Annotated in this window: 12 protein-coding genes; 7 read left to right on the top strand and 5 right to left on the bottom strand. The window is 60.8% G+C overall.

Features of this window, described 5'->3' with window-relative positions:
* Positions 1-3 precede the first annotated feature (3 nt).
* Complete coding sequence (gene thrC, locus ACZ5A6_RS02445) at positions 4-1,401, bottom strand: threonine synthase (protein ID WP_003511817.1); 1,398 nt, start codon at positions 1,399-1,401, stop codon at positions 4-6.
* A gap of 276 nt (positions 1,402-1,677) precedes the next feature.
* Between thrC and ACZ5A6_RS02450 the strand changes: the two genes are divergently transcribed.
* Complete coding sequence (locus ACZ5A6_RS02450; protein WP_003511819.1) at positions 1,678-2,217, top strand: hypothetical protein; 540 nt, start codon at positions 1,678-1,680, stop codon at positions 2,215-2,217.
* 196 nt (positions 2,218-2,413) lie between these two features.
* Here ACZ5A6_RS02450 and ACZ5A6_RS02455 read toward each other — a convergent pair whose 3' ends face one another.
* On the bottom strand, positions 2,414-3,103 hold the full coding sequence (locus ACZ5A6_RS02455; RefSeq protein WP_013635629.1) for an HAD family hydrolase: 690 nt from the start codon (positions 3,101-3,103) through the stop codon (positions 2,414-2,416).
* Between the two features lie 191 nt (positions 3,104-3,294).
* Between ACZ5A6_RS02455 and ACZ5A6_RS02460 the strand changes: the two genes are divergently transcribed.
* Both ACZ5A6_RS02460 and ACZ5A6_RS02465 read left to right on the top strand, forming a co-directional pair.
* The gene (locus ACZ5A6_RS02460; protein ID WP_013635630.1) at positions 3,295-3,975 is read left to right on the top strand and encodes a GntR family transcriptional regulator; all 681 of its coding nucleotides are present in this window, start codon (positions 3,295-3,297) and stop codon (positions 3,973-3,975) included.
* A 215-nt stretch (positions 3,976-4,190) separates the two neighbouring features.
* Entirely contained in the window at positions 4,191-4,652 is a 462-nt protein-coding gene (locus ACZ5A6_RS02465) for a DUF1284 domain-containing protein (protein WP_041694521.1), read from the top strand.
* Here the strand turns inward: ACZ5A6_RS02465 and ACZ5A6_RS02470 are convergent.
* Complete coding sequence (locus ACZ5A6_RS02470; RefSeq protein ID WP_065661290.1) at positions 4,612-5,712, bottom strand: hypothetical protein; 1,101 nt, start codon at positions 5,710-5,712, stop codon at positions 4,612-4,614. The genes ACZ5A6_RS02465 and ACZ5A6_RS02470 overlap by 41 nt on opposite strands.
* A 232-nt stretch (positions 5,713-5,944) precedes the next feature.
* Between ACZ5A6_RS02470 and ACZ5A6_RS02475 the strand changes: the two genes are divergently transcribed.
* Complete coding sequence (locus ACZ5A6_RS02475; protein WP_003511827.1) at positions 5,945-7,087, top strand: site-specific DNA-methyltransferase; 1,143 nt, start codon at positions 5,945-5,947, stop codon at positions 7,085-7,087.
* Between the two features lie 336 nt (positions 7,088-7,423).
* On the opposite strand, the gene ACZ5A6_RS02480 is transcribed toward ACZ5A6_RS02475, so the two are convergent.
* On the bottom strand, positions 7,424-8,035 hold the full coding sequence (locus ACZ5A6_RS02480) for an HAD family hydrolase (protein WP_003511829.1): 612 nt from the start codon (positions 8,033-8,035) through the stop codon (positions 7,424-7,426).
* Positions 8,032-9,135 (bottom strand): A/G-specific adenine glycosylase, encoded by a 1,104-nt coding sequence (gene mutY / locus ACZ5A6_RS02485; protein WP_065658247.1) that lies wholly within the window; start codon positions 9,133-9,135, stop codon positions 8,032-8,034. Before mutY ends, ACZ5A6_RS02480 begins: the two co-directional genes overlap by 4 nt.
* Before the next feature lie 97 nt (positions 9,136-9,232).
* Here mutY and ACZ5A6_RS02490 point away from each other — a divergent pair, with 97 nt between their 5' ends.
* From ACZ5A6_RS02490 to ACZ5A6_RS02500, 3 genes are all read left to right on the top strand, one after another.
* The gene (locus tag ACZ5A6_RS02490) at positions 9,233-9,745 is read left to right on the top strand and encodes a DUF721 domain-containing protein (protein WP_003511832.1); all 513 of its coding nucleotides are present in this window, start codon (positions 9,233-9,235) and stop codon (positions 9,743-9,745) included.
* 128 nt (positions 9,746-9,873) lie between these two features.
* A complete protein-coding gene (locus tag ACZ5A6_RS02495; RefSeq protein ID WP_003511833.1) occupies positions 9,874-10,554 on the top strand; it encodes a DsbA family protein in 681 nt (226 codons plus the stop codon).
* 84 nt (positions 10,555-10,638) lie between these two features.
* Positions 10,639-14,106, top strand: a complete 3,468-nt coding sequence (locus tag ACZ5A6_RS02500) for a chromosome segregation SMC family protein (RefSeq protein WP_003511835.1) — start codon at positions 10,639-10,641, stop codon at positions 14,104-14,106.
* Positions 14,107-14,305: the final 199 nt, after the last annotated feature.

Raw genomic sequence — 14,305 nt, forward strand, 5'->3', positions numbered from 1 at the left:
TCTCTATTTGCCGGCGCGTGCGTGGCTGCCGATGAAGGTTTCCACCGTCTTCAGCTCTGCGTCCAGAATGTCGAAACGCTCCTCCCGGTTCATAATGTCAGCTAGCCATACTGGAAGCGCCGGGTCGATTGCGCAAGCGGATTTTACGGCGGCCGGGAATTTAGCCGGATGGGCAGTGGACAGGACCACCATCGGGCTTGATGCCTTTTCGTGTTTTTCCGCCACAAAAACGCCGGTCGCCGTATGCGGGTCGATCAGGTAACCGGTTTTCTCAAGCGTATCGCGGATCGTCGCCGCCACCTGCTTTTCGGTGGCGCGGCCGGCGCGGAAATCCTTCTTGATGAATTTCAGCGCATGCGGCGGGATTTCAAACGCGCCGGATTGCTTGAGGCCATCCATCGATGCCTTTACCGCAGCGGAATCGCGGCCATAGGCCTCAAACAGCAGCCGCTCGAAATTCGAGGATATCTGGATGTCCATCGAGGGCGAGGTGGTGGGCGTGACGCCGCGCATCTCGTAACGGCCGGTCTTCAGCGTGCGCGCCAGAATGTCGTTGTCGTTGGTGGCGATGACAAGCTTGTCGATCGGCAGGCCCATCTTCTTGGCGACGTAACCGGCGAAGATATCACCGAAATTGCCCGTTGGGACGGTGAAGGAAATCTTCCGGTCGGGACCGCCGAGCGACAGGGACGCCGTGAAATAATAGACCACCTGCGCCATGATGCGCGCCCAGTTGATGGAGTTGACGCCCGAAAGCTTGACGCCGTCGCGGAATTTCGCGTCGTTGAACATTTCTTTGACGAGGTTCTGGCAATCGTCGAAATTGCCGTTGATCGCCAGCGCATGCACGTTGGAGGCGGTGGAGGTCGTCATCTGGCGCTGCTGCACCGGAGAGACCTTGCCATTGGGGAAAAGGATGAAGATGTCGGTGCGCTCGCGCCCGGCAAAGGCGTCGATGGCTGCGCCGCCCGTGTCGCCGGAGGTGGCGCCGACGATGGTGGCGCGCTCGCCGCGCTCAGCCAGCGTATAATCCATCAGGCGGGCGAGAAGCTGCATCGCCACGTCCTTGAAGGCAAGCGTGGTGCCGTGGAAAAGCTCCAGCACGAAGGTGTTCGGCCCGGTCTGCGTCAGGGGTGCTACGGCCGGATGGCGGAACGTCGCATAGGCGTCGTCGATCATCGCCCTGAACTTGTCGGCCGGAATTTCACCGCCGGTGAAACGGTAGAGAACCTCAAACGCGATGTCCTGATAGGACTTGCCGCGCAGGTTGCGGATTTCCTTTTTCGACATGGAGGGCCATTCGCGCGGCACGTAAAGCCCGCCATCACGGCCAAGGCCCGCCAGAAGCGCGTCGCAGAAACCAAGCGAAGGGGCCGCACCCCTGGTCGATACATATTTCACGAGATAGTCCCTTGTCGTTTACCGGTCTGTCCGTTGCCGTTACCGGCTCTTTATCAGCAGCATCCCGCCGGAATGAGGCGATTGGCGAGGTAATGAAGGGCTTTTTTGAAAATTCAAGCAAAACCAAACATGCCAATCGATTTTTTCCGGCGTCGCTGCTATAGACCATCGCCAACCTGCGTGAAAGGTCAATAAACAGCGTCTCCGGTTCGGTTCCGGGACAATGGAGAGGGAATTAGAAGAGTGTCAGGGAATTTCTTGCGTTTGTCCGCCGCGATGTCGCTTCTGGCCGTTGTTGCAGGATGCAATTCCTCCAATCCGTCAGATTCGCTTGCCGTCAACCCTCCGGCGGCGCAGGCAAATGCCGTTGCTCCGGTGGTGCAGGCCAACTGCCCGACGGTCACGGTTCTCGATGCCAATGCCGTCCACCGCGTCTATGCCGGTGGCGCAAAGGACGATCCGCAGAAACTCGCCTATCAGGTTTCGCTGTCAGACACGACGCGCTCTTGCACCGCGAACGAAACCACGCTGACGGTAAACGTGCTGGCCCAGGGCCGTCTCGTTCCCGGCCCGATGTCGAAGCCCGGCCGCGTGACCGTACCGATCCGCGTCACCGTTAAGGACGGCGACGGCGAGATTTACGGCGAAACGACCAATTTTGCCATCGACGTTGCTGCAGGCGGTGCCGGCACGCAGTTCATCTTCAACAACGATCATGTCGCCATTCCCAACGGACCGGGCGGCGCACCGAGGTCGGTCAGTGTCTATATCGGTTTTGCCGAGCAGGGCGCAAAGGCCAAGACCAAGCGCCGGTGATTTGACGGGCGAAATGTAAAAACCGGAGGCTGCTTCTGCGGGCTTTCGGGCAGATCGCAAACAAACCATGGTTCATACGCAACGTCATCCTCGGGCCTGTCCCGAGGATCCGAACACGTATCGTGGAATCAAGTCGTTGCAGATGCTCGGGACAGGCCCGAGCATGACGAAGTGGCGTTTGTGACAAAGCCAGAGATTAAAAAGCGCCTTCCCATTCCGCCATCGCTGCAATAACGGCGGGCAGGTCCTGCATGCGTGAAATCACCGTTTCCGCGCCCGCATCCGTCAACCGGTCGGCATGGCTCGAATAGGTGTGGGATGCGCCGGTGAAGCCGATGACGCGCATGCCGGCTGCCTTTGCACCATGCACGCCGTGCACGGAATCCTCGATTACCACGGCGCGATCCGGTGAAACGCCGAACTGGGCTGCGCCATGCAGGAAGATATCCGGCTTCGGCTTGACGCGGTCGGCTCCGAGATCCTTGGCGGAGTAGATATGCGGTGCGAAATAGGGCTTCAGGCCCACCTTCGTCAGCATCATGTCGAGGCGGTGGCTGGAGGAATTCGAGCAGATGCAACGAGGTGTCGTCAGGCGCGACAGAGCGAACTTGACGCCCTCGATGATCTTCACGTCGCGTTCCAGCCGCGCGTCCAGCAGCTTTTCCGACTTGTCGAGCAGCGATGCGGAAAACGGGATGCTGGCTTCGCTTTCCACCTGCAGGAGGATGTTCTTCCAGGTCATGCCGGCGAAACGCTCGCCCATTTCCTCGACGGAGATCGGATACCCGGCCTCGGTCAGAAGTCGGGACTCCACCTGTGCGGCGATGATTTCGGAATCGACCAGAACGCCGTCACAGTCGAAAATAATGAGGTCGAAGCCGCTCATGGGCGCTCCCTGTATCGGATTTGCCTTGGAAAAAAGTGATGCCCGGGCTTTTAGACCAAGTCCGCGTCAAGCTCAACCGGCTGGCCCGCAAGGGTCGGTCGCGCCCGGCTCATAGCTGGGATTTGGCTTTGCGCGTTTCCTGCGTGCAAAAACCGCTACACAGATCAGCGCCGGATGCGTTATGGGATGTTATGCCCAAGACAGCGAAAACCAGACCCGAAGATACCATTGCCGCACGCATCAGCCGCACACTGGCTGACCGCATCGTGCGCGGTGAGCTGTCGCCGGGTGAACGTCTGAGGCAGGATCACATCGCCGCCGAATTCGGCGCATCGCATGTGCCGGTGCGCGAAGCGTTCCGCAGGCTGGAGGCGCAGGGCTTGGCCGCCAGCATTCCGCGCCGCGGCGTGCGGGTCGCGGATTTCGGCCTCGCCGATGTGCGCGAAGTCGCGGAAATGCGCGCCGCGCTTGAGGTTCTGGCACTGCGCCACGCCATTCCAAATATGACTTCAGCCATTCTCGACCAGGCGGAGGCCGCCACGCTCGAAGGCGATAGCGCGGTCGATGTGCAGCATTGGGAAGAGGCCAATCGCCGCTTCCACCGCCTCATCACGGCGCCTTGCAACATGCCGCGCCTGATGGAGGCGATCGACGGCCTGCATGCCGCGAGCGCCCGGTTCCTGTTTTCCGCCTGGCGGGCAGGATGGGAGCGCCGCACCGATACCGATCACCGCGCGATCCTCGACGCATTGCGCGGCGGCCGTGCCGAGGAGGCGGTGCGAATTCTCGACGGGCACGTGCAATGGATCGGCCGCAAGGCAATCCGCACCCCTTCAGGCTCGGTGCACGACGCCTTCGCCATCGTCGGATAGGCCGGGAACGATTGGCTGGGCTCGTTTGGACTCCGCCGGAAAAGTCGGTTATCGATATCCGCCCGCGATGACGATCCGCGGTGCGTGAAGGGAGCATGGATGGCTGCTGATACGGCGAAATCACGGAGCGGATTTTTCCTCTGTCCGCCGATCTGTTTCCTTCATCGGAAACGCGCCCTGTGACGGTCCGCCTTCGCCCCCATCACCTTCTCTGTATGCTGACCTATGTGGGGAAGGGATATACCTCCGGCTTTGTCGAAAACTACGACCGTGTCGCCGCTCGGCTGAACGCCGGCGAAGAGGATATCGAGCTGGTCGATGGGCCGGACGATATCTGCGTTGGCCTGTTGTGCGAAAGCCATGCCCACTGTTTCAACGAGGGCGTGGTGCAGAGGGACGAGGCGGCCCGGCTTTCGGTTTCAACGCTTTTGAACGAGACAATCACCGCCGGAAAGCGGCTGCGGGCAACGCCGGAGCTACTGGAGAAAATGCGTCTGGCCTTCGCCGCCGGAGATATCCGGCAGGCCTGTCGCGGCTGCCAGTGGATTAGGCTGTGCGATCGCATCGCGGCATCAGGATTTACCGGCGTGAAGATTGGCGAGCCGCCGCCGCACCCGGCCGGGCAGCGGCTTACTGCTACTCCGGCACATTCGTCTCGGTTCTCTCGGCGGCCTTGACCGTCGCCTTGATCTCCTTCGGCTCGCGCCCGGATTTCTTGTCGTAGCTCACCTTCACCGAATAATCGCCGGGATGCAGGGTCTCCTGATGCCGGTTGCCGTAACGGCCGGAAATTTCCTTTTGCGTACCCTGAAGGTCCTTGGTCGTTTCGACGATGTCGATCCGCTCCGCACCCGGTGCCGTGATTGCCAGAACACCAGCATCGAGGTTGAGGTTGATCTCGGTGCGTTTTCCTGCAGTTACGGTGAAGGGCTGTTCCACCGTGACCTTGCCCAGACGCGCCCGCATCACGAAATCGCCTGCAGGCATTTCCATGGTTTTGCCGGTGCCGTAAACGCCGTTGATGGTCTGGCGCGTGCCATCAAGCGTCTCCTTGGCTGAAAGCGCTTCGAAACGGATATCGTCCGTTTCCACAGCCTTGCCACCGTCCGTATAGGCCGCCTTGGCAACGACCACGCCGCTCGGGATGACTAGATCGTGGCTGATCGTCTCGCCCGCCTTGATGGCAAGCGTTTCCTGCGCACGCGCAGGGCCGATGCTGCCGGTGAGGAGGAGTTCGCCCGCCGGCACGAAGGTCGTGTTCTGCCCGTAGACGCTGTCTTTGAAATCGTCCTTGGTGATTTCGGTTTTCGCCTGGCTTTCCACATCGCCGCCGGGGCTGCGTTTTGGCACCACCGTCAGTTCCGCCGCGTCGAAATTCGCCTTTGGCCTCGTTAGGCTTCCCTCCTTCACCTCGAAGGGTATTTCGCGACGGATGTTGCCCAGCGCTGCCACGCCGACATATTTGCCCGCCGGCAGCTTCGCTTCGAAGGTGGCGTCGTAGGAGCCGCCGGCATTGACGTCGCTGCGCACGCCGGCCCGGTCGGCCTTGTAGAAATCCCACCGCACCCTGTCGCTGTTGCCGAGCGAGGGGCCGCCATCGAACAGCACAGCGTCGGTGACGACGTTGTATAGCGGTGCCGGCTCCTGCGCCCCCAAGCTTGACGGCAGCGCCGCCAGAAGAAGAGCCGCGGAAAAGGCATGCACTGAAAAAGAAGCCACTCGCGTTACGGACGTCATTGCGGATTACCCCCTGAGTTGCCGGTATTGCCAGCACCGACATGCGGAACAGGACAACCCGTTGTGCACAACGTTTTTGCGCCACTTCGGGTTCCCCGCCCGCGCCAGCAAATTGCGCGTGTCGGCCGCAACAGCCATTTATTTCGCATTTTCCGTGACTTGTTCAGGCTTTGATAACCATCTTCGGTAACCATAAGCATCAGTAGAGAGTAAGCGTATGGAGCGAGTACCAATGGCAGCAGTTTTTCCGCTGGCCGATTTTCGGCGTGCCGGTTTTGATCGTGCGGGCGAGAGTGACGCCTGGAAAGACAGCATAATCAAAGGTGATTGTGTCGCTGCCTTGGATGCCCTCCCGAGCCAGTCGGTGGATGCGATTTTCGCCGATCCGCCCTACAACCTCCAGCTTGGCGGTACGCTTCACCGGCCAGATCAGTCGCTGGTTGATGCAGTCGATGACGAGTGGGACCAGTTCTCCTCCTTCGAGGCCTATGATGCCTTCACCCGCGCCTGGCTGCTGGCCTGCCGCCGCGTGCTGAAGCCGAATGGTACCATCTGGGTCATCGGCTCCTACCACAACATCTTCCGTGTCGGCTCCATGCTCCAGAACCTCGATTTCTGGATCCTGAACGATATCGTCTGGCGCAAGACCAATCCCATGCCCAACTTCAAGGGCCGCCGTTTCCAGAACGCCCATGAGACCATGATCTGGGCGAGCCGCGATCCGAAAGCCAAGGGCTATACCTTCAACTACGAAGCGCTGAAGGCCTCCAACGACGACGTTCAGATGCGCTCCGACTGGCTGTTCCCGATTTGCAGCGGCCATGAGCGGCTGAAAGGTGACGACGGCAAGAAGGTGCATCCGACCCAGAAGCCGGAAGCATTGCTGGCACGCATCATCATGGCCTCCACCAAGCCTGGCGACATCGTGCTCGACCCGTTCTTCGGCTCCGGCACCACGGGTGCGGTTGCAAAACGTCTCGGCCGCCACTTCGTTGGTATCGAACGCGAACAGGATTACATCGACGCGGCGTCTGCCCGCATCGCCGCCGTCGAGCCGCTCGGCAAGGCGGAGCTGACCGTTATGACCGGCAAGAGGGCCGAACCGCGTGTTGCCTTCAACACCCTGGTGGAAAGCGGTCTCGTCCGTCCCGGCCAGGTGCTGACCGATGCAAAGCGCCGTTATAGCGCCATTATTCGTGCCGATGGTACGATTGCATCCGGCGGGACTGCCGGCTCCATTCACCGTCTTGGTGCAAAGGTGCAGGGTCTCGACGCATGCAACGGATGGACGTTCTGGCACTTCGAGGATGGCGACCAGCTGAAGCCTATCGATGATCTGAGAACAATCATCCGCAGTGAACTGGCAAAGGCCTGACAGTCTAAAGCCCAAAAGGCTGAAGGCAACGATCCACCGCCCGCCATTGTCAGCATACGTCTCCGTCCGGTTTAGTACCTTCAGTCCCGGATGGAGAACGACCAACGCCCGGCACTTCGGTGTCGGGCGTTGGTATTTTTGAATATCTAAATTTAGCCAGACAAGTTTCGCGCAAGAGAACGGTCATAGTGTCCTACGCAAAGCAATGGTTGTGAAAATCCGGTTCGGAAAGTTCACGAAAACATTGCTGTCCCATGCCGCTTGCGGCAGGACTGGCGCAGGCAGGAGACCGCCATTTCCGCCTGCGCCAATTTTCTTTTTGGATCTGATGGTGTGTCAGACATCCACGCCGTAGGATTGCAGATCCTGCTTCAGCTTTTCCGCTCCGGTAAAATGCACCGCCTGCCAGCCGGCGGCCTTGGCGCCTTCGACATTCACAAGCGTATCGTCAATGAAGATGCTTGCGGCAGGGTCGAGGCCAAATTCCTTCGCGTGCAGTTCGTAGATCGCCACATCCGGTTTCAGCAGCTTCACGTCGCCAGAAACCGTCACGCCGCGCGGCAGGGTGAGGAAGGGGAACATCTTCTGCGCTTCGCGGAAGGTATCGGAGGCGAAGTTGGTCAGCATCGTCACGTCGTGACCGTTATCGATCAGGCCGGTCATGATCGCGACGCTGTCGTCATAGGAATGCGAGACCATCTCATGCCAGAACTTGCGGAAGGCGCGGATATGCTCTTCCCGCTCGGGAAACTGCTCCATCAGCAGCGCCTCGGCGTCTTCCCAGCCGCGTCCGCGATCCTGTTCGAGGTTCCAGTCATGGGTGCAGACATTCTCGAAGAACCATTTGCGCTCGTCGGCATCGGGAATGAGGCGGCTATAGGGAATATGCGGATCGTAGTGGATCAGCACCTTGCCGATGTCGAATACGATATGCTCAATCTTGGTCATCGAAACTTCCTGCTTTCATCGAATGCGGATGGAATAGCCTGTGCGATGACTTTTTTCATCACCGTCGGCAAGGCTTGCGCGTCAAGATTTGTAACCGGCTCCCACCATCCGTCATCCGCGCCGGTTTCAAGCCCATCCGGTACCTGTGCCCGATAGACGGTGAGCCGCAGCTCGAAATGGGTGAAGACATGCACAATGACGCCCGCCGCTTGCCAAGACGCGGCAAAAGGCGCGTGGCTCGTGTCGGTGCCGCCATCCACGCGGGCGGTCCATGCTGTTGTCGGCACCTCCGTCATGCCACCGAGAAGGCCGCTTTCTATGCGCCGTCGCAGCAGAATTTTGCCGCTTGCATTCACCGCCACGAAGGCGGCTCCCAGCCGCACCGGTTTTGCCTTTTTCGCGGCCTTGACCGGAAACCGCTCCGGCTCGTCATGGGCAAGCGCCAGACAGCCGCCATTGAACGGACAGAGCGCGCAGGCAGGGCGCTTCGGCGTGCAGATCGTCGCACCGAGATCCATCATCGCCTGCGCAAAATCGCCCGGCCGGTCGGAAGGCGTAAGCTCCGCCACCTTCGCCTTCATGGCGGGTTTCGAACCGGGCAGGGGTGCATCTATCGCGAAAAGGCGGGAGATGACGCGCTCCACATTACCGTCCATCACCGCCGCCTGCCGGTTGAACGCAATGGCCGCCACGGCAGCAGATGTATAGTCGCCGATGCCGGGCAGCTTCTTCAGGCCCTCTTCGGTATCGGGAAAGACGCCGCCATGCTCTTTCGCCACAGCTTCCGCACATTTTTTCAGGTTGCGGGCGCGGGCGTAATAACCAAGTCCCGCCCATGCAGCCATCACATCCTCAACCGGTGCCGCCGCCAGATCGCTGACATGAGGCCACGTCGCGAGGAACTTCAGGAAATAGGGTTTCACCGCCTGCACCGTCGTCTGCTGCAACATCACTTCGGAAAGCCAGACATGATAGGGATCGGCACGTTTTCCTTGTGCCGCCATGGCCGGCGAGGTGCGCCAAGGCAACTCGCGATGGTGGCGGTCGTACCATGCGAGCAGCATCTGCGCGTGCGATGACGGGGCGGTTTTTTGAAGCATGGTTTGCCGTTTCTCTTCGATTCGGCCTATAGTTGGGCCATTCATACCGACCTATCAAGAAGCTCCGGACTGTCCGGTCCTGAAACCCGAGTGAAAAATGCGATATCCACGCAAAGGCGTCATCCAGATTGCCGAAATAGCCAATGGCATCATGGATCCCCTCCTGTCGAAACGGGCGGGCATCAACACGGCGCTGCTCGGCTCGTGGGACGAGATCGCCGGCGATGACTTCGCCGATTGCACGCGGCCGGAAAAGATTACCTGGCCGCGGCGCGACGAGGGGCCGGATCGCGGCGGTTACCAGCCGGGCGTGCTGACGATTGCCTGCGAAGGCGCACGCGCTCTGTTCCTCACCCATGCACAGGGCGAGCTCATCGCCCGCATCAACGGTTTTTTTGGCTTTCCGGCGGTACGCCAGATCAGGATCGTGCAGAAGCCGGTATCGCAGCCCGTTCCCCGCCGGCGAAAGCCGCCGCCGCTGCGCGGTGATGCGGCAAAACGTCTCGACGACATGATGGACGGCATCGAGAGCGAAGCGCTGCGCAAGGCAGTGGAAAGGCTCGGCACGGCGGTGATGCAGAAGAAGAAGCCGCGGGGCGGGACGATTTGATGTCGCGCACGGTCCTTGACTGGTCACAATTCTTTGACAAGAAGAGTTCAAAACCCCGCTTGTGATGAACAGGCCGTCGCTATATCGGAATCAACAGACAATAGAGTCTATTACCAACAGGTGCTTTCATGCATTTTTCCGAACTGACCATTTCCCGTCGCAGCCTTCTCGGCGGTGTTGCACTTGCTGCCCTTGCCACGGCCCTGCCGTTTGCCTTCACGCCGGGCGTTGCCCAGGCGCAGGAATTGCCTGAATCCACCGGTGACGTGGATATGGCTGCGGTGTTGAAGCCTGGTCCGCTGCCGGAAGCGGCGCTCGGCGATGCGAACGCTCCCGTCAAGATCGTCGAATATATGTCGATGACCTGCCCGCATTGCGCCAATTTCCACAACAAGACCTTTGACGAGATCAAGAAGAAATACATCGATACCGGCAAGGCCTATTTCGTCATCCGCGAATTCCCGTTCGATCCGCGTGCCGCCGCTGCCTTCATGCTGGCGCGCTGCGCACCGGAAGGACAGTATTTCCCGTTCGTTTCCATGCTGTTCAAGCAGCAGCAGAGCTGGGCAACAGCCCAGGATGCCCGTGCGGCCCTGCTGCAATTGTCGAAAATGGCCGGTTTCTCACAGGAGTCTTTCGAGGCCTGCTTGACGAACCAGAAGCTTCTGGATGATGTGAACGCAACGATGCAACGCGGTGCGACGGAATTCGGCGTCAACTCCACGCCGACTTTCATCATCAACGGCAAGAAATACGCGGGAGACATGTCGGTTGAAACCATGTCGGCTGTCATCGACAAGCTGCTCTGATCGCCGAACCCTTAAAGGAACGGGCGGCGGATATTTCCATTCGCCCGTTTTTTATTGCCGTTATTTCAGGCGGAGCGGAGCGGCATGAAGTTCAACAAGCTCCGCGTCGTCGGTTTCAAATCCTTCGTTGAACCCTCGGAATTCATCATCGAGCCGGGTCTGACCGGTGTCGTCGGTCCCAATGGTTGCGGCAAGTCCAATCTGGTCGAAGCGCTTCGCTGGGTGATGGGCGAAAACTCCTACAAGAACATGCGCGCATCCGGCATGGATGACGTCATCTTCTCCGGTTCCGGCAATCGCCCGGCCCGCAACACCGCCGAGGTCGGCCTTTATCTCGACAATTCCGATCGCACCGCGCCCGCCGCCTTCAACGATGCCGATGAAATTCAGGTGACGCGCCGCATCGAGCGCGAAAACGGCTCGGTCTATCGCATCAACGGCAAGGAAGCGCGCGCCAAGGATGTGCAGCTTCTGTTTGCCGATGCCTCCACCGGCGCGCGTTCGCCCTCGATGGTGGGGCAGGGGCGTATCGGTGAACTCATCAATGCCAAGCCGCAGGCCCGCCGCCAGCTTCTGGAAGAGGCGGCTGGCATTTCCGGCCTGCATTCCCGCCGCCATGAAGCGGAGCTTCGCCTGCGCGCTGCCGAAACAAATCTGGAGCGGCTGGAGGATGTGACCGCCCAGCTTGAAAGCCAGATCGAAAGCCTGAAACGCCAGGCGCGGCAGGCCAACCGTTTCAAGATGCTGTCGGCGGATATCCGCGCCCGCGAGGCGACCCTGCTGCATATCCGCTGGGTAGAAGCCAAGGAAGCCGAAGGCGAAGCGGAAAGCGCGCTTAATCAGGCCACGAACATCGTTGCCGAAAAGGCGCAGGCGCAGATGGAGGCGGCCAAACAGCAGGGCATTGCCAGCCTGAAGCTGCCGGAACTGCGCGAGGATGAAGCGCGTGTCGCTGCCGCCCTGCAACGTCTGCAGATTGCCCGCACCCAGCTGGATGACGAGGCGAACCGCCTGCTGCGCCGCCGTGATGAGCTGGCGCGCCGTCTGTCGCAGCTTGGCGAAGACATCGTTCGCGAAGAACGGCTTGTCTCTGATAACGCCCAGATCCTTGCGCGGCTCGATGAGGAAGAGGCAGACCTTCTCGAAATTCTCGCCGATTCCGGTCGTCATGCCGAAGAGATGCGCGAAGCCTTTGAGGCAGCCGCCGCTAAACTGACTGAAAGCGAAACCGTTTTCACTGCCATCACCGCCGAGCGCGCCGAGGCCGCCGCCGGGCGCCAGCAGCTGGAACGGGCGATCCGCGAGCTTTCCGATCGTAAACTCCGGCTGGAACGCCAGTCGCAGGAGGCATCCTCCGAGATCGATGCCGTCGATGAAAAACTCTCCGGCCTTCCCGATCCTTCGGAGCGCCGCGAGGCGGTCGAGGCAGCCGAGATCGCGGTGGAAGACGCTCTGATCGTGGCGGAGGAAGCCGAAGCCGCCGTTGCCGAGGCGCGGTCCGCCGAAGCGCTGGCGCGCGGCCCACTGGAAACGGCGAGAAACCGGCTGAACGCTCTGGATACGGAAGCGCGCACCATCACCAAAATCCTGGCGGCCAGTGCTGCCGCCAATGGCAGCTTCACGCCGGTGGCGGAAGAAATGACGGTGGAACGTGGTTTTGAGGCAGCGCTTGGTGCAGCCCTTGGCGACGACCTCGAAAGTGCCCTTGATCCCGCTGCTCCCGCCTATTGGGCCGGCAATGGCGATGGTGCGGGCGATCCTGCTTTGCCGCAGGGCGTCAAGCCGCTTCTGAACTATGCGCAGGCGCCGGACGCGTTAAGGCGCGGTCTCGCCCAGATCGGCGTTGCAGCCGACACTGCGGAAGCCTTGCGCCTGATGCCGTCGCTGAAGGCCGGTCAGCGGCTGGTGACGCGCGAGGGCGCGCTGTTTCGCTGGGATGGCCACATCGCCAGCGCTGATGCGCCGGGAGCCGCCGCCCTTCGTCTGGCACAAAAGAACCGGCTTGCCGAAATCGAGACGGAACTGGAAGAGGCCCGTTTCAGTCTGGAGGAGGCCGAAGAACAGCTCTCCATCAGGACCGACGACATCAAAAGCGCCGAGTTGCGGCTTTCGGAAGTGCGCGACAGAAGCCGGCTGGTGACGCGTCATCTTGCCGAGGCACGAGAGGCGCTGACATCAGCCGAACGCGCCTCGGGCGATCTTCTGCGCCGCCGGGATATCGTCTCGGAAGCGCTGAACCAGATCGGCGCGCAGATCGACGAGATCGTCGTTCAGGAAGAAAACGCCCGCATCGAAATGGAAGACGCGCCGGATCTTTCCGCCCTTGATCTGCGCCTGCGTGAAAGCCAGCTGGAAGTCGCCACAGACCGTGGCCTGCTGGCGGAAGCGCGCGCCCGCCACGAGGGCGTGAGCCGCGAGGCGGAAAGCCGCCAGCGCCGGCTTCAGGCAATCGCGCAGGAGCGCTCCACCTGGGCATCGCGGGCCGCCAGTGCCGCCGATCACATCGCCACCCTGCGCGAGCGTGAGGAAGAGGCGCGCGAGGAAATCGCCGAACTGGACATTGCGCCGGAAGAGTTCGACGAGAAACGCCGCAACCTCCTGACCGAGCTTCAGAAAACCGAAGACGCCCGCCGCTTGGCCGCGGACCGGCTGGCGGAGGCGGAAAACCTGCAACGCGCCGCCGACCGCGTTGCCACCACCGCCCTTTCCGAACTGGCAGAAGCCCGTGAAAAGCGCGGCCGCGCCGAAGAACGGCTTGTTTCCGCCCGCGAGAAGCGGCAGGAAACCGAACATCGCATCCGCGAAACGCTGAATACCGAGCCGCATATGGCGTTGCGCCTGACCGGCCTTGGTCCCGACCAGCCGAAGCCAGATATTCGCGATGTCGAGCGCGATCTCGACCGGCTGAAGATCGAGCGTGAGAGGCTGGGCGCCGTCAACTTGCGTGCCGAGGAAGAGCAGGCGGAGCTTTCCGCCAAGCTCGCGGCCCTCATCAAGGAACGCGATGATATCATCGACGCGGTGCGCAAGCTGCGCGCCGGTATCCAGAACCTCAACCGCGAAGGCCGTGAACGGTTGATTGCGGCCTTCGATGTGGTCAATTCGCAGTTCCAGCGGCTTTTCACCCATCTGTTTGGTGGCGGCACGGCGGAATTGCAGCTGATCGAATCCGACGATCCGCTGGAAGCCGGCCTGGAAATTCTCGCCCGTCCTCCTGGCAAGAAGCCACAGACCATGACGCTGCTTTCCGGCGGTGAACAGGCGCTGACGGCCATGGCGCTGATCTTTGCGGTCTTCCTCACCAATCCCGCACCGATCTGCGTGCTGGACGAGGTGGACGCGCCGCTCGACGACCATAATGTCGAGCGTTACTGCAACCTGATGGACGAAATGGTTGCCTCCACCGAAACGCGTTTCGTCATCATCACCCACAATCCCATCACCATGGCGCGCATGAACCGCCTCTTCGGCGTCACCATGGCCGAACAGGGCGTGTCGCAACTGGTTTCCGTGGATTTGCAGACTGCCGAGCAACTGCGCGAAGCCGTCTGAGTTTCCCGTTCCGGGCTTGCCCCTTAAGCCTTGTCCATCGCGAATTTATCTGGCCGCATCACCCATTCGGGTGGGCGACAATGCGCGGCATTTTGCTATGTCTTTTTGAAAGGAATTTGGGCTCTTTCCAAACCCCCCATCCGGTTTCCTGTACCGGATGGAAAGCCTTGCGAGGTCGCTGCCGTGGCCTCGCAAGGCT

The organism is Agrobacterium sp. 6Ca8 (assembly GCF_055382765.1).

What these genes read in the sequence shown, in the direction of transcription:
- ACZ5A6_RS02450 (WP_003511819.1), top strand. Translation starts at nt 1,678, where the DNA reads ATGTCGCTTCTGGCCGTTGTTGCAGGATGCAATTCCTCCAATCCGTCA.
- ACZ5A6_RS02455 (WP_013635629.1), bottom strand. Translation starts at nt 3,103, where the DNA reads ATGAGCGGCTTCGACCTCATTATTTTCGACTGTGACGGCGTTCTGGTC.
- ACZ5A6_RS02460 (WP_013635630.1), top strand. Translation starts at nt 3,295, where the DNA reads ATGCCCAAGACAGCGAAAACCAGACCCGAAGATACCATTGCCGCACGC.
- ACZ5A6_RS02465 (WP_041694521.1), top strand. Translation starts at nt 4,191, where the DNA reads ATGCTGACCTATGTGGGGAAGGGATATACCTCCGGCTTTGTCGAAAAC.
- ACZ5A6_RS02470 (WP_065661290.1), bottom strand. Translation starts at nt 5,712, where the DNA reads ATGACGTCCGTAACGCGAGTGGCTTCTTTTTCAGTGCATGCCTTTTCC.
- ACZ5A6_RS02475 (WP_003511827.1), top strand. Translation starts at nt 5,945, where the DNA reads ATGGCAGCAGTTTTTCCGCTGGCCGATTTTCGGCGTGCCGGTTTTGAT.
- ACZ5A6_RS02480 (WP_003511829.1), bottom strand. Translation starts at nt 8,035, where the DNA reads ATGACCAAGATTGAGCATATCGTATTCGACATCGGCAAGGTGCTGATC.
- mutY (WP_065658247.1), bottom strand. Translation starts at nt 9,135, where the DNA reads ATGCTTCAAAAAACCGCCCCGTCATCGCACGCGCAGATGCTGCTCGCA.
- ACZ5A6_RS02490 (WP_003511832.1), top strand. Translation starts at nt 9,233, where the DNA reads ATGCGATATCCACGCAAAGGCGTCATCCAGATTGCCGAAATAGCCAAT.
- ACZ5A6_RS02495 (WP_003511833.1), top strand. Translation starts at nt 9,874, where the DNA reads ATGCATTTTTCCGAACTGACCATTTCCCGTCGCAGCCTTCTCGGCGGT.
- ACZ5A6_RS02500 (WP_003511835.1), top strand. Translation starts at nt 10,639, where the DNA reads ATGAAGTTCAACAAGCTCCGCGTCGTCGGTTTCAAATCCTTCGTTGAA.